Annotated in this window: 20 protein-coding genes and 1 pseudogene; 14 read left to right on the plus strand and 7 right to left on the minus strand. The window is 52.0% G+C overall.

Annotated features, from left to right (window positions below):
* Positions 1–126 precede the first annotated feature (126 nt).
* Complete coding sequence (locus tag OGY10_RS11830) at positions 127–1,314, minus strand: OmpP1/FadL family transporter (RefSeq protein WP_048235374.1); 1,188 nt, start codon at positions 1,312–1,314, stop codon at positions 127–129.
* A gap of 632 nt (positions 1,315–1,946) precedes the next feature.
* Here OGY10_RS11830 and OGY10_RS11835 point away from each other — a divergent pair.
* The 5 genes and pseudogenes from OGY10_RS11835 (at position 1,947) to OGY10_RS11860 (ending at position 12,159) form a co-directional block, all read left to right on the plus strand.
* Positions 1,947–7,279, plus strand: a pseudogene (locus OGY10_RS11835) (peroxidase family protein).
* A 10-nt stretch (positions 7,280–7,289) separates the two neighbouring features.
* Positions 7,290–9,029, plus strand: coding sequence for a type I secretion system permease/ATPase (locus tag OGY10_RS11845; protein WP_128611581.1), 1,740 nt, complete (start codon positions 7,290–7,292; stop codon positions 9,027–9,029).
* Positions 9,029–10,357, plus strand: a complete 1,329-nt coding sequence (locus tag OGY10_RS11850; RefSeq protein WP_286576779.1) for an HlyD family type I secretion periplasmic adaptor subunit — start codon at positions 9,029–9,031, stop codon at positions 10,355–10,357. Before OGY10_RS11845 ends, OGY10_RS11850 begins: the two co-directional genes overlap by 1 nt.
* Positions 10,358–10,491: 134 nt before the next feature.
* Entirely contained in the window at positions 10,492–10,779 is a 288-nt protein-coding gene (locus OGY10_RS11855) for a VF530 family protein (protein ID WP_048235370.1), read from the plus strand.
* A gap of 12 nt (positions 10,780–10,791) precedes the next feature.
* Positions 10,792–12,159: a glycoside hydrolase family 10-like protein gene (locus OGY10_RS11860; RefSeq protein ID WP_048235369.1), complete on the plus strand. Its 1,368-nt coding sequence runs from the start codon at positions 10,792–10,794 to the stop codon at positions 12,157–12,159.
* On the opposite strand, the gene OGY10_RS11865 is transcribed toward OGY10_RS11860, so the two are convergent.
* From OGY10_RS11865 to hdeB, 5 genes are all read right to left on the minus strand, one after another.
* Positions 12,156–12,674, minus strand: coding sequence for a hypothetical protein (locus OGY10_RS11865; RefSeq protein WP_286576780.1), 519 nt, complete (start codon positions 12,672–12,674; stop codon positions 12,156–12,158). The two genes, OGY10_RS11860 and OGY10_RS11865, sit on opposite strands and share 4 nt — an antisense overlap.
* Positions 12,675–12,728: 54 nt before the next feature.
* Complete coding sequence (locus OGY10_RS11870) at positions 12,729–14,000, minus strand: type II toxin-antitoxin system HipA family toxin (RefSeq protein ID WP_267440101.1); 1,272 nt, start codon at positions 13,998–14,000, stop codon at positions 12,729–12,731.
* On the minus strand, positions 13,993–14,307 hold the full coding sequence (locus OGY10_RS11875) for a helix-turn-helix domain-containing protein (protein WP_195994653.1): 315 nt from the start codon (positions 14,305–14,307) through the stop codon (positions 13,993–13,995). Before OGY10_RS11875 ends, OGY10_RS11870 begins: the two co-directional genes overlap by 8 nt.
* Before the next feature lie 176 nt (positions 14,308–14,483).
* On the minus strand, positions 14,484–16,430 hold the full coding sequence (locus OGY10_RS11880; protein WP_008784782.1) for a methyl-accepting chemotaxis protein: 1,947 nt from the start codon (positions 16,428–16,430) through the stop codon (positions 14,484–14,486).
* A gap of 155 nt (positions 16,431–16,585) precedes the next feature.
* A complete protein-coding gene (gene hdeB, locus OGY10_RS11885; protein WP_003019999.1) occupies positions 16,586–16,915 on the minus strand; it encodes an acid-activated periplasmic chaperone HdeB in 330 nt (109 codons plus the stop codon).
* 401 nt (positions 16,916–17,316) lie between these two features.
* Between hdeB and OGY10_RS11890 the strand changes: the two genes are divergently transcribed.
* From OGY10_RS11890 to OGY10_RS11920, 7 genes are read left to right on the plus strand one after another with little or no spacing between them, the layout of a single operon-like run.
* Positions 17,317–18,183 (plus strand): MurR/RpiR family transcriptional regulator, encoded by an 867-nt coding sequence (locus tag OGY10_RS11890; RefSeq protein ID WP_003832990.1) that lies wholly within the window; start codon positions 17,317–17,319, stop codon positions 18,181–18,183.
* 14 nt (positions 18,184–18,197) lie between these two features.
* A complete protein-coding gene (ddpX, locus tag OGY10_RS11895; RefSeq protein WP_003832991.1) occupies positions 18,198–18,785 on the plus strand; it encodes a D-alanyl-D-alanine dipeptidase in 588 nt (195 codons plus the stop codon).
* A gap of 15 nt (positions 18,786–18,800) precedes the next feature.
* Positions 18,801–20,363 (plus strand): ABC transporter substrate-binding protein, encoded by a 1,563-nt coding sequence (locus OGY10_RS11900; RefSeq protein WP_003832992.1) that lies wholly within the window; start codon positions 18,801–18,803, stop codon positions 20,361–20,363.
* 44 nt (positions 20,364–20,407) lie between these two features.
* Positions 20,408–21,430, plus strand: coding sequence for an ABC transporter permease (locus OGY10_RS11905; RefSeq protein WP_008784784.1), 1,023 nt, complete (start codon positions 20,408–20,410; stop codon positions 21,428–21,430).
* Positions 21,427–22,323: a D,D-dipeptide ABC transporter permease gene (gene ddpC, locus OGY10_RS11910; RefSeq protein WP_003832993.1), complete on the plus strand. Its 897-nt coding sequence runs from the start codon at positions 21,427–21,429 to the stop codon at positions 22,321–22,323. The genes OGY10_RS11905 and ddpC overlap by 4 nt, the downstream gene beginning before the upstream one ends.
* Positions 22,320–23,306, plus strand: coding sequence for an ABC transporter ATP-binding protein (locus OGY10_RS11915; protein ID WP_286576783.1), 987 nt, complete (start codon positions 22,320–22,322; stop codon positions 23,304–23,306). Before ddpC ends, OGY10_RS11915 begins: the two co-directional genes overlap by 4 nt.
* A complete protein-coding gene (locus OGY10_RS11920) occupies positions 23,299–24,234 on the plus strand; it encodes an ABC transporter ATP-binding protein (RefSeq protein ID WP_032943466.1) in 936 nt (311 codons plus the stop codon). The genes OGY10_RS11915 and OGY10_RS11920 overlap by 8 nt, the downstream gene beginning before the upstream one ends.
* A gap of 19 nt (positions 24,235–24,253) precedes the next feature.
* On the opposite strand, the gene OGY10_RS11925 is transcribed toward OGY10_RS11920, so the two are convergent.
* Positions 24,254–25,144 (minus strand): LysR family transcriptional regulator, encoded by an 891-nt coding sequence (locus OGY10_RS11925; RefSeq protein WP_003020016.1) that lies wholly within the window; start codon positions 25,142–25,144, stop codon positions 24,254–24,256.
* Positions 25,145–25,286: 142 nt separating this feature from the next.
* On the opposite strand from OGY10_RS11925, the gene OGY10_RS11930 reads away from it, so the two are divergent.
* Positions 25,287–25,994, plus strand: coding sequence for a CoA transferase subunit A (locus tag OGY10_RS11930; protein WP_003020020.1), 708 nt, complete (start codon positions 25,287–25,289; stop codon positions 25,992–25,994).
* Positions 25,995–25,996: 2 nt separating this feature from the next.
* The gene (locus tag OGY10_RS11935) at positions 25,997–26,653 is read left to right on the plus strand and encodes a CoA transferase subunit B (protein ID WP_286576784.1); all 657 of its coding nucleotides are present in this window, start codon (positions 25,997–25,999) and stop codon (positions 26,651–26,653) included.
* The last annotated feature ends 10 nt before the right edge of the window (positions 26,654–26,663 follow it).

Consider the following 26,663-nt stretch of genomic DNA (forward strand, 5'->3'; position numbering starts at 1 on the left):
TTATTTTTATTTAAACGAGCGTGTGTGATAAGACCACCAGCAGACGGTTACCTGACACTGTCGGATAGATAATCCGCTATGGTGACTATTAACAATGCGTGAGATATTTAATCGGGAATAACGGCGCTAGAATTGATAGCTGTAGTTGACACTGGCAAACCATAACCACGGGTTCTTATACTGGCCTGCAAAGATATCAGATTTGACGTTGGACGACTGCATGTGCAAATACTCAACGGCAACGCCAATATTGCTGGCTGGCGTAATCTGGTACTGTGCACCGGTGGCAAGTCGCCATTCATCGCCGGTTGGCATCGAAAGCGCTACATCACTTTGCGATTTGTAGGGTGAACTGTCATATGCAATACCGGCATTAATGCGCCACTGCTCATCGGGATGATATTGCACGCCCAGCGCTGTATGCCATGTATCTTTCAGACGATTATCACGATCGCTTTGCTGACCATTCATTGTAATCTGCGGGCTGCCAAACTGGCTCCAGTCCTGCCAGCCTAGATCGCCCATTACTGACCACTGCCTGTTGATATCGTGAACCAGACTAAGCATCACCTGCTGCGGAGCACGGACTTGTGTGGAGATCGGCAGATCATATCCAATATTAGGTATATTGGGAAAACGCGCTGTCCCGTCAATATTGAAATGATAATCGGTCTTGCTGGTCCAGGTTACACCCGCCCGTGTATTGTCAGTTAAGTCCATTAATAACCCAAGGTGGTAATTCATCGCCCAGTCATGATCGCTTTGTTTCTCATCGTGGCCATCGACATCTCTGCTTAGCGACAGAAAACCATAGTTTAGCCCTGCAGCTGCGCCAACCGACACCTTATCACTTAGTTTCCATGCAACAGCGGGACTCAGCGTCATCGCAACCATGGTACTTTGTTTAATTAACCGATCCCCTGCCCAGTTGCCGAAGTCGATACCTAACCCATAGTTGCCGTACAAACCCAAACCGGCAGAAACGGTATCACTCAGCCGTTGCGTATAAAACATGCTGGCATTGGGGAAAAGCGTCATTACATTACCGGGGCTTTGTCTGCCATCTGTCGTATTATTCAGCGTATAGGGAATATCTCCGCCCATCGCCTGTAATCCTCCGGTGACCATATGGTCAGGTAAACGAGTCATCCCCGCAGGGTTCGTTAACAGCGTAGAGGCATCCTGAGCACGAGCGGCCTGCCCTGCACCAGCCAGTGCGGTATCCTCCGTTCCGATTTCATAGAAATAGAGCGCACTGGCGTGACCGACCGACGAAAAGATCATCCCGGAGAGAAAAATTATATTTTTTTTCATTATATTACCTGTTTGGAGGGGGCGTTCTTTACTAAACGTAGGGTCAGCTATCACACGGTATTGATTTATGCTAATAGCATAATCAGGCATCAGGAATGATGTCGTGTTAAATTTCATCCAATATTAAATTTTATAATTCAACACAATGACATCTTAAAAGTCGACTTAATGAGAACTCTTCTTAATAAGTGATTTGACATAAATTCTAATGTAAAGAAATGAAAATTTAATCTTTTCATAAAAAAGTATGAGTGAAGTCGCCAACGGAAAAACCATAGTTATGATCATCACATAACTGTAATATGCGTTTTAAAAAGTAAAACCTTTACAGCCTTGAGGAGACCTTGTCTTCTCAAAACTTCGTGTCTCAAATATGTCTTTGATTTCAATGGGACACGATGATTATTAACCTCTGAAACCTAATATATAAGTGAGGTGAATATCTTATTGTGCTAACTAATCTTCAGGAGAATAACGCTAATCTGGTCATGGATACATCATTTTTAAAATATGGACTTTTAATCATGTAATAACAATCAGGTATCTGATACGACTCATTCTTCTGTCATTTTTTGTAAGCGGAAGAAAAGAGTGATGATAGCTAATACAGGTAAAGATAGGGGTAATGACTTATGGCCTCACAATATGACTTTACTGTCACCCTGCACGATCTTGCTTTTATTCTTAAGCAGATCAAAATATCCGAAGCGGCAACTAACCCAGATGGTAGCGTTAATGCTGAATTGCTTAGAGAATTAGTTTCCAGCCCGCTATTACCTTATGGACTTCGCACGGTAGATGGTTCATGGAATAATCTTCTACCGGGTCAGGAGTTATATGGCTCTGCCGACCAGACAATGCCGAGATTAACCGCGTTAAACTGGCAAGATGCGGACCAAATGACCAGTTATATCCAAATTGGTGGCACCGTTATTGATGCCGACCCACGTATTATTAGTAACTTAATTTCCGATCAAACGGCATCTAACCCAGCCGCACTGGAGGTATTTAACGCATTAAAAGATGCTCCCGGCGGGGGGACTATTACAGGAGACGGAGAAACGTTATCCATTCCTAACCAGTCTCCCGATATCGGTCTCTCCCCTGCTTTTAACGGTTGGATGACCTTCTTTGGCCAGTTTTTTGACCACGGTCTGGATTTGATTCCCAAAGGAGGCAACGGTATCGTTTTCATTCCGCTACAGCCGGATGACCCTTTATATGTTGAAGGGTCGTCGACAAACTTTATGCTATTAACCCGGGCAACGGTGGATGAAAACCGAGAGACAGTAAACCTGACTACCCCCTTCATCGACCAAAACCAAACCTACACCTCCCATCCTTCACATCAGATTTTCATCCGCGAATACGTCATTATTGATGGGAAACCTGAGCCTACCGGGAATTTATTAGGCGGTGCGAACGGTGGACTGGCGACCTGGGCCGACGTTAAAAACCAGGCTGAAACTCTGCTTGGCATTAAACTCACCGATCAGGATGTGTTTAATGTTCCCCTGCTGGCTACGGATCGCTATGGTAATTTGATTTTAAGTGAAAATGGAAAGGTACAGATTGTTACCACCGGGGGACTGGTTGAAGCCAACGGCGGTCTGTTGCCTGAGGGAACATTCCGCACCGGACATGCGTTTCTTGATGATATTGCGCATACTGCCGCGCCAAAAGCGGGTCTGCTGGCAGATGATGACACTGCGATTGGGGGCGAAGGAGCGCAACCGGCAGGAACCTATGATAACGAACTGCTCGATCGTCACTTTATTACCGGTGACGGGCGTGGGAACGAAAATATAGGTTTAACCGCGGTGCACGCCGTTTTTCACAGCGAGCATAACCGTCTGGTTGAGCAATATAAAACAACACTGCTGGAAACCGGTGATATCGACCTCATTAATCAGTGGTTGATGCCCAATCATCAAATCACGGAATTACCTGCCGATACCAGTACGCTGGTATGGAACGGTGAGTACCTATTCCAGGCAGGTCGTTTCTCCACGGAAATGCAATATCAGCACCTCGTATTCGAGGAGTTTGCCCGTACCGTACAACCCGCCGTCGATCCGTTTGTTTTCTCCAACACGGCGGATATAAACCCGATGATCTTTGCCGAGTTTGCGCATGTGGTTTACCGTTTCGGGCATTCAATGCTGACAGAAACCGTGGCGCGCACCGACATTGATATGCAAAGCGGCGATATTGACCTGATTTCAGCATTCCTGAATCCGGTAGCATTTAATCAAATCAACGGGGCCACCGTCACGGACGATCAGGCTATTGGCGCAATTGTGCGTGGTATGACGCGTCAGGTGGGTAACGAAATTGATGAATTTATTACCGATGCTCTGCGTAATAATCTCATCGGCCTGCCCCTCGATTTAGGCGCGCTTAATATAGCCCGTGGCCGTGACACCGCAATGCCGACGCTGAACCAGGCCCGCGAGCAGTTTTTTGCATTAAGCGGTGATAGTCAACTGAAGCCTTATACCAGTTGGGCTGACTTCACTACCTACCTGAAAAATCCCGCTTCAATCATTAACTTTATGGCCGCCTATGGTCAGCATGAGCTGATCCTCAATGCCACCAGCCTTGAAGGTAAGCGTGCAGCGGTAAACTTCCTGTTGTTTGGTGATGCTAACAATGCCCCGCCTGCGGATGCGATGGATTTCTTTAACAGTACCGGAGCGTGGGCAACCAAAGAGACCGGCCTGAATATGGTCGATTTCTGGATTGGCGGGCTGGCAGAGCGTAAAAATGAATTTGGCGGCATGCTCGGCTCAACCTTCAACTTCGTCTTTGAAACACAAATGGAAATGCTTCAGGACGGCGATCGTTTCTACTATCTGAGCCGCGTTCAGGGGCTGAACTTACTCAATGAACTGGAGGCCAACTCGTTTTCCGCGCTGGTAATGCGTAACAGCGATCTTGGCGATGAGGGATCCTCCCACCTGCCCGCAAATCTGTTCCAGACACCGGACCATATTTTTGAAGTGAACCGCGTGCTGCAAACGGAAATCGACCCGAAATGGGGAAATCCACTGAAGGATCTGCTCTCGCCGTTGTTGGTGCGTCGTGACCCAGGTGCGGATGTTGACGGCGATAGTTTTGCCGATGGCGGGTATCTGAAATATACCGGCGATGGGCATGTGGTGCTTGGAGGGACGGCAGGCAATGATACGTTAATCGGCGGTAAAGGGATCGACAGTCTGTGGGGTGATGGCGGAGATGACCGACTGGACGGCGGCGACGAAGCAGACGTGGTCCATGGTGGTGACGGTGATGACATTATTACCGATACCGGTACTCCTGTAGGTGATGCGGACTTCCTGCACGGTGATGCCGGACATGACGTTATCTTCTCCGGTAACGGAAACGATCTGGTCTTTGGTGGCAGCGGTAGCGACTTCGTGGTGGTCGGCGAAGATGCACAGGAGGTCTTCTCGGGTCAGGATAACGACTTTGCGCTTGGCGGCTCGGGTGGTGATTTCCTGATGGGCAACGAAGGCGATGACTGGCTGGAAGGTGGCGACGGGTTTGACACGCTGGCGGGTGACAACTCTGAGTTGTTCTTCAACAGTACCATTATCGGTCACGATGTTCTTAACGGTCAGGGTAACGACACCGACTACGATGGCGAAGCCGGTGACGACATCATGGTTCAGGGCGCGGGGATCCAGCGCAATAATGGCATGGCCGGTTTCGACTGGGCTATCCATAAAGGCGACCCAAATGGCGCTAACTCTGACCTTGGGATCCCTATTTTCGTCAACCAGCAGGAGTTTATTCTACGCGACCGTTTTGATCTTGTTGAAGGGCTGTCGGGCTGGAAATACGACGATATCCTGACCGGGACAGAACAGCCGATAGGTACTGCGCCTGTTCAGGGCGTTCCCCTCTCTAACAACCTGACCCAGGAAGGTGCGGATCGGATCACCGGTTTACAGGCTATTCTCGGCGTAGAGCGTTCTACAAATCCGGACGCGGTGCTCCTGAATCCTGATGATGGTAGCGATATTTTACTCGGCGGTGGCGGTAGCGACCGCATTATGGGTAAAGCCGGTAACGATATCATTGATGGTGATGCATGGCTCAACGTGCGTATTGCCGTTACGGGTATGGCAGGACTCACCAGCGCCGAAGGTATGGCTGAACTGAAATCGTACATGCTGGCCGGCACGCTGAAACCGAATCAGCTGTCGATTGTGCGAGAAATCCTGCATGAAGGTAACGGCACGGAAACTGACGTCGCGGTGTACCGTGATGTCAGCAGCAACTATGTCTTTACCCGTATGGCAGACGGTAGCCTGCGCGTCGATCACGCCACGCCGGATGCCGCGCTGAACCTGAATGATGGCATCGATCGTCTGTTGAACATCGAAAAACTGGAGTTTGGCGATGGGAAGCAGCTGTGGGTGACGGCGCAGCAAGCGACGGGCGATCTTACCATCAGCAATCCTAACCCTTCGGTGGGCGACCTGCTGCGCGTCAACGCGGCGAACTTGCTGGATGGTAACGGCCTGGCGGCGGATGTGGCCATTACCATGACCTGGCAGGCATTCGTCAACGGCCAATGGCGAGATCAGGCAACCGGCGTTGAGTTCAGAGTGCCGGGCGCTATTCAGGGCGCACCGCTGCGTGTGGTAGCCAGTTTTAACGACCGCATGGGTGATGCTGAAACCCTGGTGTCGGCACAAACTCAGGCGATCCTACCGCGAAATCAGGCCACGACCGGTGTGCCGGTAATTAACGACCTCACCCCAACTGAAAGCCTGACGCTGACCGCGGTGGTTTCAGGCATTGCTGACGCCGATGGTCTGAGCGGCGGTAATTTCACTTATCAATGGAGAATGAGTTCGCCAACCGGATTCGTCAACATTAACGGTGCGACTTCCGCCACCTATACGCCGGGTCAGGCTATGGTCGGCAGAACGTTGCAAGTGGTCGTTACCGTCGTCGACGATGAAGGCAACCCCCCTGTTGTCCTGACGTCGACCACCACCCAGCCCGTGGGCGATCTGATTGTGGGTACCAACGGGGCTAACACCCTCGTCGGTACTGCCTGGAGCGATATCCTACGCGGTGAAGGCGGTAATGACACCTTACTCGGCGGTGCAGGTGACGATCTGCTCATTGGCGGTGCGGGAAACGACAACCTCTCTGGTCAGGCGGGGCAAGATATTCTGCAAGGTGATGCCGGTAATGACACGCTTGATGGCGGGCTTGGTGCCGACAGTATGACCGGCGGCACGGGCGATGATACCTACATCGTTGATGATTTCGGTGATGTAGTTATTGAAGGTGTGAATGGTGGCACGGACGTTGTCCGAACCAACCTCAGCAGCTACGACCTCACCGATAACGTGGAAGAGCTGGTATTTACCGGCAGCGGTAGTTTTATCGGTACCGGTAATGCCATTGCGAACACCATTACGGGAGGGACCGGTAACGACTATCTGTTCGGCATGGGCGGTAACGACCAGTTGTTTGGTGGTATCGGGAATGACTTCCTCGATGGCGGAGATGGCGCTGATAACCTGCAAGGCGGAGTTGGTAACGACGTCATGATTGGCGGTGCGGCGCGGATACCCTTTCCGGCGGTAGCGGGGACGATATTCTTAATGGTCAGGAAGGTAACGACATTCTGGACGGTGGTGCCGGGAGCGATATCTTCGCCTTTGGCGCCAACTTTGGGCAGGACCGAATTACCGGTTTTGACAGTAACCCCAACGGCGGGCAGGACTTCCTTGATCTCGTCTTGTTAGGTATCAACGCGGGTAATTTTGCCAGCAGCGTGTCTATCACCGGAAACAATGGCAACACCATTGTGACTATCGGTACAGATACCATCACATTGGTGGGCGTCAATTCGACCACCGTGAATATTGGTGACTTTTATCTGGAAATGCCCACTACCCTTGCCAGTAACAACGGCAATAGTTCATTGATCGTATAAGGAGAAGACTATGTCGCGCCAGCATACGCCAACAGAACTGAATGATGCATTAAAGGGAACGAAGCCCACTTTTCTGATGCTGTTGTTTTTTAGTTGTGTGATTAATATGCTTATGCTGGCGCCGGCAATTTATATGCTACAGGTTTACGACCGTGTGCTGGTCAGTAAAAATACCACCACGCTGTTAATGTTGACCTTATTAATTGTCGGCTTGTACATCGTTATTGCCATGATTGAATCTGCCCGCGCGCAGGTTATGGTCAGACTTGGCAACCGGCTTGATATAAAGCTAAGCCAGTTGGTCTTTAACGCAGCCTTTAAAAGAAAGATGGTTACCGGCGATAACAACCCGGCGCAATCTTTAGCCGAACTGGATCAGGTTCGTCAGTTTCTTTCCGGGAATAGTCTGTTCGCCTTACTGGATATTCCCTGGACGCCGATATATCTGTTCATCGCCTTTTTGGTCCATCCCCTGCTGGGATACCTTTCTCTCGGCGGAATAACGTTATTATTCATTCTGACGCTGGTATCCGAAATCTCTACCAAACGCCCGATTCAGCAAGCGCACGCCTTAACCATTAACAATGCCAGCAAACTGAATAAACAGCTGCAAAACGCCGATGCCATTGAGGCGATGGGTATGCTCTCGACCCTGAAGTCCAACTGGCAGGAGCAACATAACAAAGTGCTGGCGCTACAAACGCAGATTGCCGACAAAACGGCCGGGTTAAGCAGCCTCAGCCGCTTTGTGCGGGTGTTGCTGCAATCTATTGCGCTGGGTGCCGGGGCTTTACTGGTGATCGGAGGCCATATTACTCCGGGCTTGATGATCGCCGCCTCGATCATTCTTGGCCGCGTCCTCAACCCGGTAGAACAAGTTATTGGCAGCTGGAAGCAGTTCGTGCAGTTTCGTAGCGCGTGGCATCAGCTCTCAACCTTGCTGAAGGAGTATCCGGCACCGAAAGAGGTACTGACCCTGCCGCGTCCGAACGGCAACATCAGCGTCGAAAGCGTCTTCGCCGCGGCCCCCGGCCAGCCTTCCCCGCTACTGCGTAATATCTCATTCCAGCTGGAGCAAGGTGAAGTTCTGGGGATTATCGGCCCCTCAGCCTCAGGGAAAACCTCGCTGGCAAAGGTTCTGGTTGGCGTCTGGAAACCGATATCAGGGAAAGTCAGATTAGACGGCGCAGATATTTGTCAGTGGGATAAAGCGCTGCTGGGCCCGTCTATTGGCTATCTGCCGCAGGATGTGGAACTGTTTGACGGTACCATCGCGCAAAACATTGCCCGCTTCGCGCAGAATGACAGTGAGCTTATCGTCGCCGCCGCATTACTGGCAGGCGTTCATGAGATGATCCTGCGCTTGCCACAAGGTTATGACACGCTGTTGGGCGCAGGTGGATACCAGCTCTCCGGCGGGCAGCGGCAGCGCATCGGACTGGCACGCGCCGTGTATAACAATCCTGCGTTCATCGTGCTTGATGAACCGAATGCTAATCTTGACGACGCGGGCGAATTTGCACTCGTTAAAGCCATCAATACCCTGCGTACACAGGGACAAACTACCGTCATTATCTCACACCGCCCGACGCTGCTCGGCGTGGTCAATAAGGTTTTGCTGCTTAACGATGGCGCCATACAGGAGTTTGGTACCCGCGATCAGGTTTTTGCTCATTTGCGTCAGGCCAACGTACTGAAACCGGTGGCTACGCCTTCTCCATCCACGACTGAACAGCAACGTGAGGCCTGATGATGAAAAAGAATCCCCACAACACGGCATCTGCTGGCGTAGATACCAATATCTGGTCGCCGATTATCCGGGGCGTGATCGTCATTGTGCTTGGTGTCGGTAGTTTTATATTCTGGGCAGTGCAAGCTCCATTAGATGCGGGCGTGGTCGCTGATGGTACGGTAACCGTATCGAGTAACCGCAAAACCATTCAGCATCTGAGCGGCGGTCGGGTAACGGATATCTTTATCAAAGAAGGCGACTTCGTGAAGAAAAATCAGGTTCTCGTCCGGTTGGATAAAATGCAGCTTGAAATGCGTTTCAGCGCGTTAAATGCCCAGTATATTTCTGCAAAAAGTATCGAAGATCGCCTGTTGGCAGAACGCGATGGTCTGGATGCGATCGTCTTTAATACGACGCTGACGCAGCAATTTTCTGGCAATAAACGGCTGACAGAAGTCAGAAATCTGCAGGCCAAGCTTTTCGATACGCGTCGCAAAACGATTCAGGACGAACTGTCGATGATTGAGGAGACGCTCGATGGTCTGGTTGGGCAAACGGATAATCTCAATAAAATAAAAGGCTATCGCGACCACCAGTTTTCCCTGATTAACCGGGAGTTGGGGGCTATTCGCGCGCTGAGCGAAAAGAACTATTACCCCAAAGCGCAATTACTGGTGCTGGAGCGCGAAGCGGCTGAAATATCTGGCAGCGTTTCAGAAGATATTCTTAATATTGCCAAACTGAAATCGCAGCAAAACGAATTAAAAATTAAAGCCTACCAGGTGCGTCATCAATATTTACGTGAAGTTGAGTCTGAACTGACGGAAAACCAAAAAGAAGTGGCAATGCTGGAGGATGAACTGGTGTCCACCCGTCACGAGCTGGATAACACCGAGATCCGCTCACCGATTAACGGTATCGTGCTGGATGTTAAAGTCAGTACCGTGGGCGGCGTCATTCAACCCGGCGAACATCTTATGGATATTGTCGCCGCCGGACAACCCATGCAAATTGATGCCAAAATACCCGTGCATGCCATTGATAAACTGGTCCCCGGCTTAACCGTTGATGTGCTTTTCCCTGCCCTTAACCATGCCCTGTTGCCGTCGGTTCCGGCCCGGGTTCTGACTATCTCGGCGGACCGCTTAATTGATGAAACCACTCAGCAGCCTTACTACCTTGCGGAAGTACAGGTTTCAGCAGAGGGCGCGCGTTTGCTGGGCGATTACAAAATTAAAGCGGGAATGCCTGCCAGCGTGACGATCAAGACCGGTGAACGAACCCTGATGAGTTACCTGTTTAAACCGTTGATTGCCCGTCTGGAACTGGCTTTTAAAGAGTATTGAGCCATCCATTGCCGGTATGGCGTACGGCTTGTCGCGCCATACCGCTTTCTGCCGTTGCTGGCAGCTTTGCTTTCTTGTAACCTTCTTTCCGTCACACTACTGACAAAATCTGGAACCACTGAACTGGACTTCATATGAATGCTCATATTTCTAAAGACCCTTTACATGGCGTAACGCTTGAAATGCAGGTCAATGCCCTGGTTGAACGTTATGGTTGGGCTGAACTGGCGCAACACATTAATATCAACTGCTTTAAAAATGAACCGAGCGTTAAATCCAGTCTGAAGTTTCTGCGCCGTACGCCGTGGGCGCGGGCAGAAGTTGAAGCGCTGTACCTTGATTCGCTGCATGACCTGGCCTCAAACAACACCCCCGAACCGGCCTTCGATCCCTGGGCTAACAGCCGCAATAAAAAGAAATAAGAGCAAAATCAGATGGCAGCATCCGGTTTCTTTTCAGGAAATTATCAGAAAAAACTGGCGAATATTCTCGCCCGTTCTCGTGCCAGACTACCGCTGACCAACATGAAATGGTTTGCTGTACTTGTGGGCAGTATGTTGTTACTTGGCAGCTGTTCTTCACAACCGCCCGGCCCCAAAACCACTCCGCTACCTCCGGTGAGCAAACCACAGCAGAGCAAGGAGCCAGTGCGCGGGATCTGGCTGGCCACGGTTTCTCGTCTTGACTGGCCGCCTATCTCATCCGTGAACATCAGTTCGCCTGCCGTACGCATCAGCCTGCAGCAAAAAGCGCTGACGGATAAGCTGGACAACCTGAAACGGCTTGGTATTAACACCGTTTTTTTCCAGGTTAAGCCCGATGGGACCGCATTGTGGAAGTCAAAGATCCTACCGTGGTCAGATACCCTGACCGGTACGATTGGCCAGGATCCGGGTTACGATCCGCTGCAGTTTATGCTCGATGAAGCGCATAAACGCGGAATGAAAGTTCATGCCTGGCTTAACCCCTACCGCGTGTCCGTAAACACCAAACCTTCGACGGTCACTGAGTTAAACAGCACGCTGTCACAGACACCGTCCAGCGTATACGTCCTGCATCGGGACTGGATCCGCACTGCGGGCGAGCGTTTTGTGTTAGACCCCGGTATTCCCGACGTGCGCGACTGGATCACCAGCATCGTGGCGGAAGTGGTTGAGAATTACCCGGTTGACGGCGTGCAGTTTGATGATTACTTCTATACCGAATCTCCCGGCTCTGCGCTCAACGACAGCCAGACCTTCAGAAGATACGGCCAGGGATTCGCCTCCAAGGCTGACTGGCGTCGCGATAACACGCAACGGCTGATTGCCCAGGTTTCGCGGACCATCAAGAAACTCAAGCCTGAGGTTGAATTCGGCGTCAGTCCTGCGGGCGTGTGGCGCAACCGTTCGCACGATCCAGCGGGCTCCGACACGCGCGGCGCGGCAGCGTATGATGAGTCGTATGCAGACACCCGCCGTTGGGTGCAACTAGGTTTGCTGGATTACATTGCACCGCAACTCTACTGGCCTTTTGCCCGCGACGCAGCGCGTTACGATGTACTGGCAAAATGGTGGGCAGATGTCGTGAAATCAACCAACACCCGCCTCTACATTGGTGTAGCGCTGTATAAAGTTGGTGAACCATCGAGAAAAGAGCCAGACTGGACGGTAAAAGGCGGTGTGCCGGAACTGAAAAAGCAGCTCGATTTAAACGAATCCGAACCGTACATCAACGGCACGATCCTGTTTCGCGAAGATTATCTTAATCAACCGCAAACGCAGGAAGCCGTGACCTATATTCGTAATCGTTGGGGACGTTAATAGTTGTCCTGAGTGGGAAGTCTGAGCCAGACGCTCACGTAGCGGGTAAATTTCCCCACAAAAACGCCGGCGAACATGCCGCCTGTAATGATAGCCAGAGCGCTCATTGCGGGTTGACGTAAAACGTCGGGAGCAGTGGCGTTAAGTACGCCAAGAACGTACTTAACGCCAAATGCCAGCAGCATAAATGGCAATGCGGAATAATCTGCCTGACGATGAATACTCCGCGGTGCGCTACTGCGGCTCAAACGGTCTGGGTTAATTAATATGTAGCCAATTATCGCGCCGCTGATAATACCTATCGTCCACTGGATATAGGTAATGAGGGTCGGGTCTCGATAAGTTATTAAATCGTAGATATCCCAGAACAGAAAAATAGCCGGGATCAGCGCCAGCTTTTCCAGCGTGACGGTGGCGGGTGTTCTGGCTTTAATCCCTCTGTAAAGTAGAAAGGCAAACAGCAGATACACCCAAACTGGCGTGTGTTCCAGCATACCCAAGACAAATTCAGCCATAACATTGCCCCGCTCAGATTTAATTCTTCGCTAAGTGTAGCGGCTGTATCTGCGTTACCGGGACATTAACCGACGGACATTATCATCAATTTGTTTCTGAATCGTCTTCAGCGTGGATTGCGTTATCTGATCGGGGTATTTGTCCCTGGCGATAGCGCTCAATGCCGTGGCAAAGTGACAGACTTTTTCGATTATGCCGTTCACATGGTCAGCAGATAACTCAGCTTCCTGAACGCCAAGCGACTGAAGGTGCTTTCTTTCGATATCCAGCGCCTCTCCCTGCACGTCCATTTGGTGATACCCGCCAGGCCCTTCGCACCAGGTGACATCGTAAGCCGGAGCCAGAGTCCAGTCTCCATCAGCTGACATTAAATAGGCAAAATTCTTCGGATGATCGTCGCGGTTGTTAAATGCCACGTTGAAAACCACGCGTTCGAACGCTTTTGCCTTTTCTCTGACATCATTGGTACAAATCTGCGTGGCGCGCAGAAAATCCCGGTAGTCTAAAGCGCCGGGTATCTGGTAATTTGCCCCGGTAAGTGCCGCCAGGCTCTGCATAGGAATACGTATCGACTGGTCACGGTCGAAACGGCGAGTGGCAAATGCCGCCTGTCCGCCGGGCAGATTGAAATACGCAGTATCGGGCGTGGTGATCCCACATTGGCGCAAGCATTCAGCATAAACCGCTTCGATGGCACATACCTCAGCATGCTCATGCCTGGCGGGAAATTTTATCAGCCAGCTTTCGCTCCCGGGTAGCGGCGCCGTGGTGAATTTAGACGTGACAGTGTCACGATAAAGTAACGCCTTAGGCCTTGCTCCCTGTGGCGAACCGCCCATCTGGAGTAGTTTTTGCAAGAATTCCCCGCCTTCGCCGCTCAGGACTTCCTGAACCTCAGCGGCCAGTTGTGCGAGAGGAACATCCTCTTTTGACAGCGTCTCGGCATCTGACTGAACGGGCTGGAATGTCATGGCGCCCATCGCGTTGTTGCCGACCCAGGTTAAGCGCTCCAATGGACCAATGCGTGCTGCGTTGAGCCCGCGGCGTTTAAATAGTCGGTCCATCAACAGCATACCCCAGCCGTCAGGTAGCGAATCATAGACTGGCCCAGGTAATCCCAGCTGATGAGCCGGGAAATCCCTGCGTAAACGGGGACCGTTCAGCGGTAACATCAGTCGGGACAGTTCCAGCCCCTTACGTAAGGCCTCTTCACTGTATTCAAAGGCGATCAACGGACGTCCGGTCAGGGCTGTGGAAGACACCAGTTTGCCCCACAGCCATTTCTCACCCCAGCCTTCATAGAAGACATCAACTTGCTCAGGCATCAGAATTTTTCCTTTTTATCCGCTGGCGCGTTGCGCTCTTTTCGTAACGCAAAATATCATCGAGACTATCAATCCTGGGTTTGAATAACCCCTCCAGCGCATCGCCATAGCCTAACACCATCGCGACTTTGACCAGATTCTCAAATCCTACATTCTTACCGGTTTCCAGATTTGAAACGGTATTCACACCGACACCTGAACGCGCGGCAACATCAGCTTGCGTCATTTGCTGCGCGAGTCGTTCTTTACGTAATCTGTCGCAAAGCAGTTTGACGATATCAGCTGCAGTATTTAGCGTTAAATCCATAATATTGGCTCTTATTGGGATAAAAACGACTTTACACCCAATATTATAGAGTTAAGTTGGGAATGATTCAAAATCTTATAAGACACAATAAAAGGGAGTTAAACCGGAAAATCTTGCTTAAGGGAGATTATACTGGAGTTATCCGGGCACATTGTCTGTACCCGGATATGGTGTGGTTATCCGGCAACGCCAGGCTCAGGTAATCTGAAGGATGAGACCAGCAATGCCAGTTGTTCCGCCTCCTCTTTCAGCGCCTGCGTCCGTGCTGCGGCATCATCAATTAATGAGGCGTTTTGCTGAACGGTGCTGTCCATTTCGGTAACGGCCAGCGTAACTTCGGAAACGCCCTTACGTTGTTCTTCACCCGCAACGCGTATTTCCCCCATCAACTGGCGCACCTGACGCACATTGTTGACCAGTTCTCCCAGACGCTCACCGGCATTGTGAATTTGCTGACTTCCGCTACCAACATGAGAAACGGATTCATCAATCAACGTTTTAATTTCCTGGGCGGCGGTGGCACTGCGCTGAGCCAGCGTGCGCACTTCGGAGGCCACGACGGCAAACCCTCTGCCAGCATCGCCCGCTCTGGCTGCTTCAACCGCGGCATTCAGGGCGAGAATATTGGTCTGGAACGCAATGCTGTCGATGACCGCGACAATTTCCACCATTCTGCCGGATGAGGCGCTGACGTTATCCATTGTTGAGATCACGCCCTGCATCACATCGCCGCAGCGGTTGGCCGTTTGCGCGGTGCTATCGGATAGCTCATCCGCCAGTTGTGTATTACTGGCGTTTTGATGAACGGTCGCATTTAACTGCTCCATAGCCGCCGAACTCTCTTCCAGCGCAGCGGCCTGCTGCGTTACGCGAGATGAAAGCTCCATATTACTGTCAGCCAGGCTAACGGCGTTATTCGCTACCACTGTGCTACTGCTTCTGACGGTGATCAGGATGGCCGAGATTTTATCGACGAACAGGTTAAACGCCTCGGCGATAGCCGAAATCTCGTCTTTGCCACGAACATCCAGACGACGGGTAAGATCGCCTTCTCCCTGCGCGATGTCATCAAGTGCCTGACGAGTATCATCGAGACGTGAAATTAGTCGACGAACCACCAGCCATGATCCCACCAGCAACAGCGTCATGATAGGGATCAATACTTCCAGAACGTCCTGCATCATCACTTTGGCAAGACCGACAATACGAGATTCCGGGGTTGCAAGTCCTACGACCCAGCCGGTATCTGGCATCGGGAACAGCATTACCTGTGACGCGGTATTCAGGACGTTGTCGTTTGCCAGCGTGATAGTCTTCACCCCATCTGTCGGGCGCAAAGATTTCAGACCGTTTTGCACCGGGATAAGCCACTGCGCGCTTTGCGCCAAATCGTTAATGGTTTTATATTTTGCCAGGTCGGCCTGCGGGAAATAGAGAATTTGTCCCTGCTTGTCTACCACAAATGCGTAACCACCGGTGCTGTTTCCCTGCTGCTGCATGAAAGTGGCGACGTTATCCAGACGGATATCAGTGGTAGCGACACCGGCAAACTTGCCCGCCTGTTGATAAGGCACGCTGCATGTCACCATGTTGACGCCTGAACTGGCATCCTGGTAAACGTCAGACCATAAACAGCTGTTTTGTGAATGGCCTTTGGCCAGTTGATACCAGCTTTCATTGTGGTATCCACTTGATCCTTCGACGTTATAATCATTGGAATACACCAGCTTTCCTTCAGCATTACGCGCCCAGAAAAAGCTTCTTTTCTCCACACCTGCGGTGAAGGCGTCTGGTTCTGGCCAGATGCCGCCGCCGGTAATAATCGAGTCTTTACCTTCACCAATAAGATGCGGAACAACGCTTTGGTACAGAGATTCATCGTTAGGCAACACTTCAGCCAGTCGCGACAGGCTGACGGTCTCACCTTCAATTCGGGACAATACGGTACTCAACTGACGGGTTAAACCTTGCCCTGTTTCTTCGATCAGAGCGGTGTTGATTTCAACGACGCGCGGCTGACCGCGCCAGAGCATAATCACCACGATAACAAGGGTCGTTACTGCAAGCAGCAGAATGCCGCCGATGGTTAAACGCGTTGAAATACGAGTAGGATACCAGGCCATACAAACTCCTTCTGCAAAAGGCTAACTTTTATCCAGTATCGGCACAGGCGTTTATATCTTTATAAAGTTTTCTTAAGTATCACAAAACAAATTAGTGACAGCGTCACAAATAACAAAACCCAGCACTTTGGCTGGGTTTTAATAACGGTTTAATCTTATTTAGATAATTCTTTTTTGATTTCGTCTTTTATTTTACTTAATTCACTCTGCGGATGTTTCTTACAAAGTTCAACGGTCAGAGGAACTGCAGTCGTAACGGTTTCGTTATAGTCGACGTAGTCACCACCTTTGAAGTCTTCGTCTTCATTGAGCACCCAGAAGGCCACCGGAGCCATAGTTTGTGGGTTCAAATCAATAAACTCCTGGCAGTTCATGCCTTTTGGAGTCACTTCAGTTTTAGCGTTATCTGTTGCTGCATTGACGCTGACACTGGTTAACAGCGCTGCGACCAGAATACCTGCTGTAGAAAGGGAGAATTTATTCATTGTAGTACTCCATTTATAATATAAATAATATCTACACTTGCGCTTAACACCGTTAATGTAGCTCGCGAAAAATAATACCCCTACCATCATAAGAATAAAGATTGCTGTTATTGATATGGCTGAAATTTATATTTCCCATTACTGATTCTTATGTCTGAGGGATAAATGTTGCCCACAATGTGATCGTTCCGACGAAATCAGCAGATTCATACCCCTCTTCCTCTGCCGTTGCACCAAAACTGAACTACGCTGCACAAATGTTGATCATTGGTTAATGAATATCGGTTGGTTTTTAACAAAAACAGCCGGCGTGCCGCTGTTACGCACATGGCACGCGTCCTGCATTGTTAATTCGCTAACAGAAATACAGTATCTGACAGGCAACTAACAGCGAGAAGGTAATGACAGCCAAACCAGAGTTATTTACCCGCATAGAGCAAACCTTTAGCCAGCTGACGCCCAGCGAAAAGCGCGTGGCCGGGTGGCTGTTAGCCCATGCTGTGCAGATCCCATTTGAAACCGCAGATGGCATCGCCAAAGCAACCGGAACCAGCGGCATTACCGTCGGACGTTATCTGCGTAAACTGGGTTTTCGTAACCTGGAGGATGCAAAAGCCAGTCTGCGTGAACTGCCCGTTGTTCCGTATCAGCCCTGGGGAATGAATGAACGACTGGATTCCTGGCACCAGCAACAAAGCCTGCCGGATCGGGCACAGCAGTCGCTGTTACTGGAGATCGACGCCATTACCCACGTCTATCAACTTGCCCAGGGTGAGACGTTTCAACGCATTGCACAGCAGCTGGCGCATGCGGAAGCCGTATACATCCTCGGGATCCAGTCCACCCGCGGGATCGCCAACGCCTTTTTTAGTCACCTGGAATACCTGCGACCTAAAGTCAGCTACTCCGAAGGCCTGTCCGGCAGTTGGGTTGAGTCGCTGAACTCGGGATTCAGCCAGCCTTACGTGGTTATTACCGATATGCGCGCCTACTCCGCTATTTCGCGACAATATTGCCGTGTCGCCACAGAGCGCTGTATTCCGCTGGCGCTCATTACCGATGTGTGGTGCCCATGGGCCAGGGATTATTCCATTGATTTACTTCAGGTAAAAACTGACACCGGGCATTTCTGGGACTCACTGGCACCGGTGAGCTGTCTGTTCAACTTATTACTTTCTGCGGTGGTGGCGCAACTGGGTGACGCCCTCGCAGGACGCCTGCAAACCAATCGCCAGTTACAACAACAATTTGGTCAATTCGAACAATAAACAGGAAACGTGCTATGTCAGAACTCCCAGAACTGGTCGATCTGTCGGTGATATTTCCGTCGCTGCATATCGATCTTAAATACGCTACTGCCGACAACATTACCGGCGCACCTATCTACCGGGAAGCGCGTTGTCTGTTGCACACTGAGGCGGTAACCGCGCTGGCTAAAAGCATCAGCATTGCGCAACTGGCCGGCCTGCAGCTTGTGGTGTACGACGCGTATCGCCCCCAGCAGGCGCAGGCGATACTGTGGAATGCCTGTCCCGACCCGCAGTATGTTGTTGATGTCGCAATTGGTTCCAATCACAGTCGCGGAACGGCCATTGACGTTACGTTGATGGACGATCGCGGCCATCTCCTTGATATGGGGGCCGGTTTTGATGAAATGCATGACCGTTCCCATGCCTGGCACCCGTCTGTACCTCCGGCAGCGCAGCGTAACCGCCTGCTGCTCAATGCCATTATGTTTGGCGGTGGTTTTGTCGGTATTAACAGTGAATGGTGGCATTTTGAATTACCTGATGCCGCTCGCTATCCGCTGCTTGACGATCAAATAGATTGTTACACTGTCACGCCTATAACAACACAACATCCCCTTTAATTCTGGAGCCTGGTTATGAAGACTACACCTGCGTTAAACGCGTTTTTCCGCCCCGCTCTGATAGCCGTTGCGTTAGCATTTGCCCTGCCCGCCGCACAGGCTGCCGTTCCCAAAGATATGTTGGTGATTGGTAAAGCCGCCGATCCGCAGACGCTCGACCCCGCCGTGACCATCGATAACAATGACTGGACAGTCACCTATCCTTCCTACCAGCGGTTGGTTCAATACAAAACCGACGGAGGTAAAGGCTCCACGGAAGTTGAAGGTGATTTAGCCAGCGGCTGGAAAGCCTCTGACGATCAGAAAGAGTGGACGTTTACCCTGAAAAACGATGCCAAATTCGCCGACGGAACGCCGGTAACGGCAGATGCGGTAAAGCAATCCTTTGAACGTTTGCTCAAAATTGGTCAGGGACCTGCGGAAGCTTTCCCAAAAGATCTGAAGGTCGACGTCATTGATAACAACACGGTGAAATTTACCCTCAGCCAGCCGTTTGCCCCGTTTCTGTATACGCTGGCAAATGACGGTGCCTCAATCATTAACCCGGCCATCTTAAAAGAGCATGCCGCAGACGATGCCCGCGGATTCCTCGCGCAGAACACGGCAGGCTCTGGTCCCTTTATGCTGAAGAGCTGGCAAAAGGGACAACAACTGGTACTGGTGCCGAACCCGCATTATGCCGGGGCGAAACCGACATTTAAGCGTGTCTCAGTCAAAATCATTGGTGAAAGCGCCTCTCGTCGCCTGCAACTGTCACGTGGTGATATCGACATTGCCGATGCGCTTCCTGTTGACCAGCTTGCCGCTTTAAAACAGGAAGGCAAAGTGAACGTGGCGGATTATCCCTCATTGCGCGTGACCTATCTGTATCTCAACAACAGTAAGGCCCCGCTCAATCAGGTGGATTTACGCCGCGCCATCTCGTGGGCCACCGATTATAAAGGCATGGTCAACGGGATCCTGAGCGGCAACGGAAAGCAAATGCGTGGCCCGATCCCTGAAGGCATGTGGGGTTTTGACGACAAGGCCATGCAGTACAGCTTTGATGAAGCCAAAGCCAAAGCAGCGTGGGACAAAGTTGCCACCAAACCTGAAAGCCTGAGCTTCCTGTACTCCGATAATGACCCTAACTGGGAACCTATCGCGCTCGCCACCCAGGCAAGCCTTGGCAAACTGGGCATTAAGGTGAAACTGGAAAAACTGGCAAACGCCACCATGCGCGACCGCGTGGGCAAAGGCGATTACGACATTGCCATTGGCAACTGGAGTCCGGATTTTGCCGACCCGTACATGTTTATGAACTACTGGTTTGAGTCAGATAAGAAAGGCTTGCCGGGTAACCGTTCGTTCTATGAAAACGGTGAGGTCGATAAACTGCTGCGCAGCGCGCTGGCCACGACCGATCAGGTGGCCAGAACCAATGACTACCAGCAGGCGCAAACCATCGTGATTGATGAAGCGGCCTACGTCTATTTATTCCAGAAAAACTATCAGCTGGCGATGAATAAAGACGTCAAAGGATTTGTATTCAACCCCATGCTGGAACAGGTCTTCAATATCTCCACCATGAGTAAATAAGCCACGTTTATGCGGAGCCGCTCTGGCTCCGCAAGGGGAAGCTAATGACGTTCTGGAGTATTTTACGCCAGCGATGCTGGGGACTTATTCTGGTGGTTATCGGTGTTTGCGTAATCACCTTTATTATTTCACACCTGATACCTGGCGACCCCGCGCGGCTGCTGGCGGGCGATCGCGCCAGTGATGAAATTGTCGAAAATATTCGCCAACAGTTGGGGCTGAATCAACCGCTGTATGTCCAGTTTTTTCGCTATGTCAGCGATATTTTTCACGGCGATTTAGGCATATCCATTCGCACCGGGCGTCCGGTACTGGATGAGCTGCGCATTTTCTTCCCCGCGACCCTTGAATTGGCTTTCTGCTCTTTGTTGCTGGCGCTGGTGATAGGTATCCCGCTGGGTATTTTGTCTGCGGTCTGGCGTAACCGCTGGCTTGATCACCTTGTTCGGCTAATGGCAATTACCGGTATCTCCACGCCTGCATTCTGGCTGGGGCTGGGGGTTATCGTGCTGTTTTACGGTCATCTGCAAATTTTACCCGGCGGTGGGCGTTTAGACGACTGGCTGGATCCACCTGCTCACGTTACCGGTTTCTACCTGATTGATGCACTGCTGGAAGGCAACGGCGAAGTCTTTTTCAATGCGCTTCAGCACCTGATTTTGCCATCGCTGACATTGGCTTTTGTACATCTTGGGATCGTTGCCCGTCAGATTCGTTCCGCTATGCTGGAGCAACTGAGTGAAGATTACATACGTACCGCCCGCGCCAGCGGGCTCCCGGGCTGGTACATCGTGCTGTGCTATGCATTGCCTAACGCTCTTATCCCATCAATCACCGTCCTCGGCCTGGCGCTGGGCGATCTGCTCTACGGTGCGGTATTGACCGAAACGGTCTTTGCCTGGCCTGGCATGGGCGCCTGGGTGGTGACCTCAATTCAGGCTCTCGACTTCCCGGCGGTAATGGGATTTGCGGTGGTGGTCTCGTTCGCCTATGTGCTGGTCAACCTGGTGGTGGATTTACTCTATCTGTGGGTAGACCCTCGAATTGGACGTGGAGGTGCTGAATGATGCTCACACAAGAAACACCGACCGCCCCTCAGACTGCACGCCGCCGCACGGACTGGGCCAAACTGTTCTGGATGATGAAAAGTAGCCCGCTGACTCTGGTTGGCGGGGTCATCATCGTATTGATACTGCTGCTGATGGTGCTGTCGCCGTGGATAACACCCCACGATCCGAATGCCATCAATTTGAGTGCGCGCCTGCTGCCCCCGTCAGCCGCTCACTGGTTTGGAACCGATGAAGTCGGTCGCGATCTGTTCAGCCGCGTTCTGGTAGGAAGTCAGCAATCTGTCGTTGCGGGTCTGGTGGTAGTGGGCATCGCCGGGGGATTGGGCTCACTGCTGGGTTGCTTGTCGGGTGTCATGGGTGGGCGTGCCGACGCGATAATTATGCGGATGATGGACATTATGCTGTCCATTCCTTCGCTGGTGCTGACGATGGCGTTGGCCGCCGCGCTGGGCCCCAGCCTGTTTAACGCCATGCTGGCGATTGCAATCGTCCGTATCCCTTTCTATGTACGCCTCGCCCGCGGTCAGACGTTAGTGGTACGCCAGTTTACTTATGTACAGGCTGCCCGGACCTACGGCGCTTCACGCTGGCATCTGATTAGCTGGCACATTTTACGCAATTCTCTGCCGCCGCTCATTGTGCAGGCATCACTGGATATCGGCAGCGCGATCCTGATGGCCGCCACGCTCGGGTTTATCGGTCTGGGCGCCCAGCAGCCCAGCGCTGAATGGGGGGCGATGGTCGCAATTGGCCGCAATTACGTGCTTGATCAGTGGTGGTATTGTGCTTTTCCCGGCGCCGCCATTCTGATTACCGCCGTGGGCTTTAATCTCTTTGGCGATGGTATTCGCGATCTGCTGGATCCGAAAGCCGGAGGAAAACAGTCATGACACAACCCGTACTGGAAATCGAAGATTTGCATCTGAGTTTCCCCGGCTATAAAGCTGACGTGCATGCGCTGAACCATGTATCACTGCACATCAACCGCGGAGAAATCGTTGGTGTGGTGGGTGAATCCGGTTCCGGTAAGTCCGTGACCGCCATGCTCACCATGCGTCTGCTACCGGAGGGAAGCTATCGTATTCACCAGGGACGCGTTTCGCTGCTGGGTGAAGATGTGCTCAACGCCAGTGAGAAACAAATGCGCCAATGGCGCGGCGCACGCGTCGCGATGATCTTTCAGGAGCCCATGACGGCACTGAATCCGACCCGCCGTATCGGCCAGCAAATGGTGGAGGTGATCCGCCATCATCAGGCGTTAAGCCGCACGGATGCCCGCCAGAAAGCCGTCGCTCTACTCGAAGAGATGCAAATCCCGGACGCGCCGGAGGTCATGAAACGATTTCCGTTTGAGCTTTCCGGCGGTATGCGCCAACGCGTGATGATTGCGCTGGCCTTTTCGTGCGAGCCGGAGCTTATCATTGCCGATGAACCGACCACTGCTCTGGACGTCACGGTGCAACTGCAGGTGCTGCGTTTGCTGAAGTTAAAAGCGCGCGCCAGTGGAACAGCCGTGTTATTTATCAGCCATGATATGGCGGTGGTTTCACAGTTATGCGACCGGTTGTACGTCATGTATGCCGGGAGCGTGATTGAGAGTGGCCCGACGCAAACCGTTATTCAACGCCCGACGCACCCCTATTCCATCGGCTTGCTGAAATGTGCGCCGGAACACGGCGAACCGCGCGCATTGCTGCCCGCCATTCCCGGCACCGTGCCGAACCTAACCTGCTTATCTGCCGGATGCGCGTTTCGCGAGCGCTGCTTTGCAGCTGGTCCTCGTTGTGAAGAAACGCCGGTGTTAAGTAGTCAGGGAGGTGCAGATCAACAATCTGCCTGCTGGTATCCGCAACTGGAGACAACACATGTCTGATTTTTTACTGGCGCTGCAGGATGTTCATGTCAACTTTCCTGCGCGTAAAAACTGGCTTGGCAAGGTTACGGAACGGGTGCATGCGCTCAACGGTCTGGATTTACAGATTCGCCAGGGTGAAACGCTGGGGATTGTTGGCGAATCCGGCTGTGGAAAAAGTACGCTGGCGCAACTGTTGATGGGCATGTTGAAACCCAGTCAGGGAAGCTATTCTCGCCGTGGTGATAAGCAGCATAACGGTATGCAAATGGTCTTTCAGGACCCGCTTTCATCACTGGATCCGCGCTTACCGGTGTGGCGGATAATTACCGAACCGGTGTGGATCCAAAAACGGAGCCCGGAGCGTGAACGACGCATGCTTGCCGAGGATTTGGCACGACAGGTGGGGATTCGTCCTGAATATCTCGACCGCTTGCCGCACGCGTTTTCCGGTGGACAGCGCCAACGTATTGCTATTGCCCGGGCGCTATCGTCAGAGCCGGATGTTATCGTCCTCGATGAGCCCACTTCAGCGCTGGATATCTCCGTGCAGGCGCAGATTCTCAACCTTCTGGTGTCACTACAGGCGCGCAGAAACCTGACCTACGTATTGATATCGCATAACGTGTCGGTGGTCCGCCATATGAGCGACCGTGTGGCGGTGATGTACCTCGGGCAAATTGTTGAGCTGGGCGATGCCCAACAGGTTCTCACTCATCCCGCCCATCCGTACACACGATTATTACTGGACTCGGTACCTAAAACGGGCGCACCGCTGGCGGAAGATTTGGTGTTACGTAAAACCGAGCTACCGGGAAACCGAACGTTGCCCCAGGGCTGCTTTTTCCGTGACAGATGTCCATTGGCAACCCACGGTTGTGAGAAGAAACAGGCATTGCTGAAGAGTGATACCGGATGTGACGTTCGCTGCTGGCGGGCGGTTACATGACCTGAGCCGTTGAGAAAAGTCAGGTGCGATACGCCTTTTTCAGTGAATCCACCAGCACCTCGGAAGCGGTAGATAATTTATGATGCGCCGAACGCAAAACCCCGATCCGACGCTGGATCACCGGCGTATCCAGATCGATACAGGTTGCGCCTAACTCTGTCATTTGCGTGCGGCATAGTGCAGGTACGGCGCTACCGCCCAGACCGTTAGCCACCAGACGGCCAACGGTTACCAGCTGATGGCTCTCCAGCGCTACTTCCAGCGTATGTCCGCTTTGCACCAGTTGTTCTTCCAGCATCAGCCGCACGGCGGAAGGGCGTTGCAGGGTGATAAAATCCAGCGTCAGCAGTTCGCGCCACGCAATACGATCCCTGTCTGCCAGCCGACAGGTTGGCGGCACAATCGCGATAAAACGATCCACGCCGAGCGGCGTGAAATGCAGATGTCCCGAATAGTCCGGCTCGAAGGCTATGCCCATCTCGACCCGCCCTTCACTGACCATTTCAATCACGTGTTCATTAATTACATCGTGAACCGTTACGTTGATACCGGAATAAGAATCACGAAATGTTTTCAGTACCGATGGCAGGACGTTAGCGGCAAATGAGGGCATGGCGGCGATCGATATTTTACCGCGCTGCAGCGTAAAGCGCTGGCGCATGGCTTCTTCCGTATTCTCCCAGTCCGCCAGCAGCTGTCGCCCCATATTCAGCAGCGTTTCTCCCTCCTGCGTCAGGGTCACTTTGCGGGTCGTTCTTAACAGTAACGCCCCGCCCAGCGAATCTTCCAGTCCTTTAATCGCCAGGCTTAACGCGGGTTGCGACATATTCAGTCTTTCGCTGGCATGAGCAAAATTCAGAGTGTGAGCTACCGCTAAAAATGCGCGTAACTGTTTGATGCTCATTCCCATTTCGCATTCCTTTAACTTGTTGAATACCTTTAATTAACATTAAATTGATAAAAAAACCCAATGAGTGAGTCACAAATTTAAAATTAACAAATCATTTTTCACCCCCAATGATGTCGGCAAGGACAACTGGGGAGGCAAGTGTATGGCTGGACTGGATAAACGTGTTGCCACTTATCAAGAGGCGCTGGAAGGACTGACCGACAACATGACGCTGCTGGCAGGTGGTTTTGGTCTATGTGGGATCCCTGAAAACCTGATTACCGAAGTACGCCGTCGGGAGGTTCAGGGACTTACCGTTGTATCAAACAACTGTGGCGTGGATGGCTTTGGCCTTGGCGTGCTGCTGGAAACGCGTCAGGTGCGCAAAGTGGTCGCGTCCTATGTGGGGGAAAACGCCCTGTTTGAGAAACAGGTGCTTAGCGGCGAACTGGAAGCCATCCTGACGCCACAGGGTACGCTGGCAGAGCAGTTGCGCGCGGGCGGCGCGGGGATCCCGGCATTTTTTACCGCGACCGGATATGGAACCCCCGTGGCGGAAGGGAAAGAGGTTCGCGAGTTTGCCGGACGCCCTTACATCCTTGAGCAGGCGATAACCGGTGATTTTGCGTTGGTTAAAGGCTGGAAAGCCGACTGGTACGGCAACGTCATCTATCGCCACACCGCACAGAATTTTAATCCGCTGATGGCCGCCGCCGGGCGCATTACCGTCGTGGAAGTCGAAGAAATTGTCCCTCCTGGAGAACTGGACCCTGCTGCGATTCACACTCCCGGAATTTTCGTTAACCGCATTATTCAGGGGCAGTTTGAAAAACGTATTGAACAACGCACCCTGCGCCAGAAAGGAGCCTGACCATGTTAACGCGTGAGCAAATGGCGATGCGAGTCGCCCGCGAGCTGCGAGACGGATATTACGTCAACCTTGGAATCGGCATTCCCACGCTGGTGGCAAATTACATCCCTGACGGCATGGACGTGATGCTGCAATCAGAAAACGGTTTGCTGGGTATGGGGCCGTTTCCCACAGAAGACGAAATTGATGCCGACATGATCAACGCCGGGAAACAGACAGTGACGGCGCGCAAAGGCGCGGCGATTTTCGACTCGGCGCAATCCTTCGCCATGATCCGCGGCGGCCACGTTGATCTGACGGTGCTCGGTGCGTTTGAAGTCGATGTTAACGGCAATATCGCCTCATGGATGATCCCCGGAAAAATGGTGAAAGGCATGGGCGGCGCGATGGATCTGGTTGCCGGAGCCGACAATATCATTGTGATAATGACCCATGCTTCCAAAAGCGGTGAGTCCAAACTGCTTCCCGCCTGCACCCTGCCGCTGACCGGCGTGGCCTGCATCAAACGTGTGCTTACCGACCTGGCTCTGCTGGAAATTGCCGACGGTGCGTTCATTCTGCGTGAACGCGCACCGGGCATTAGCGTGGATGAGATTGTCGCCAGAACCGCCGGCAAGCTGATCGTTCCCGAAACTGTCCCCGAAATGCACTTTAGCTGAGGAGCTGACC

It is taken from the genome of Citrobacter sp. Cpo148, from assembly GCF_030332375.1.
Classification (GTDB): domain Bacteria; phylum Pseudomonadota; class Gammaproteobacteria; order Enterobacterales; family Enterobacteriaceae; genus Citrobacter; species Citrobacter portucalensis.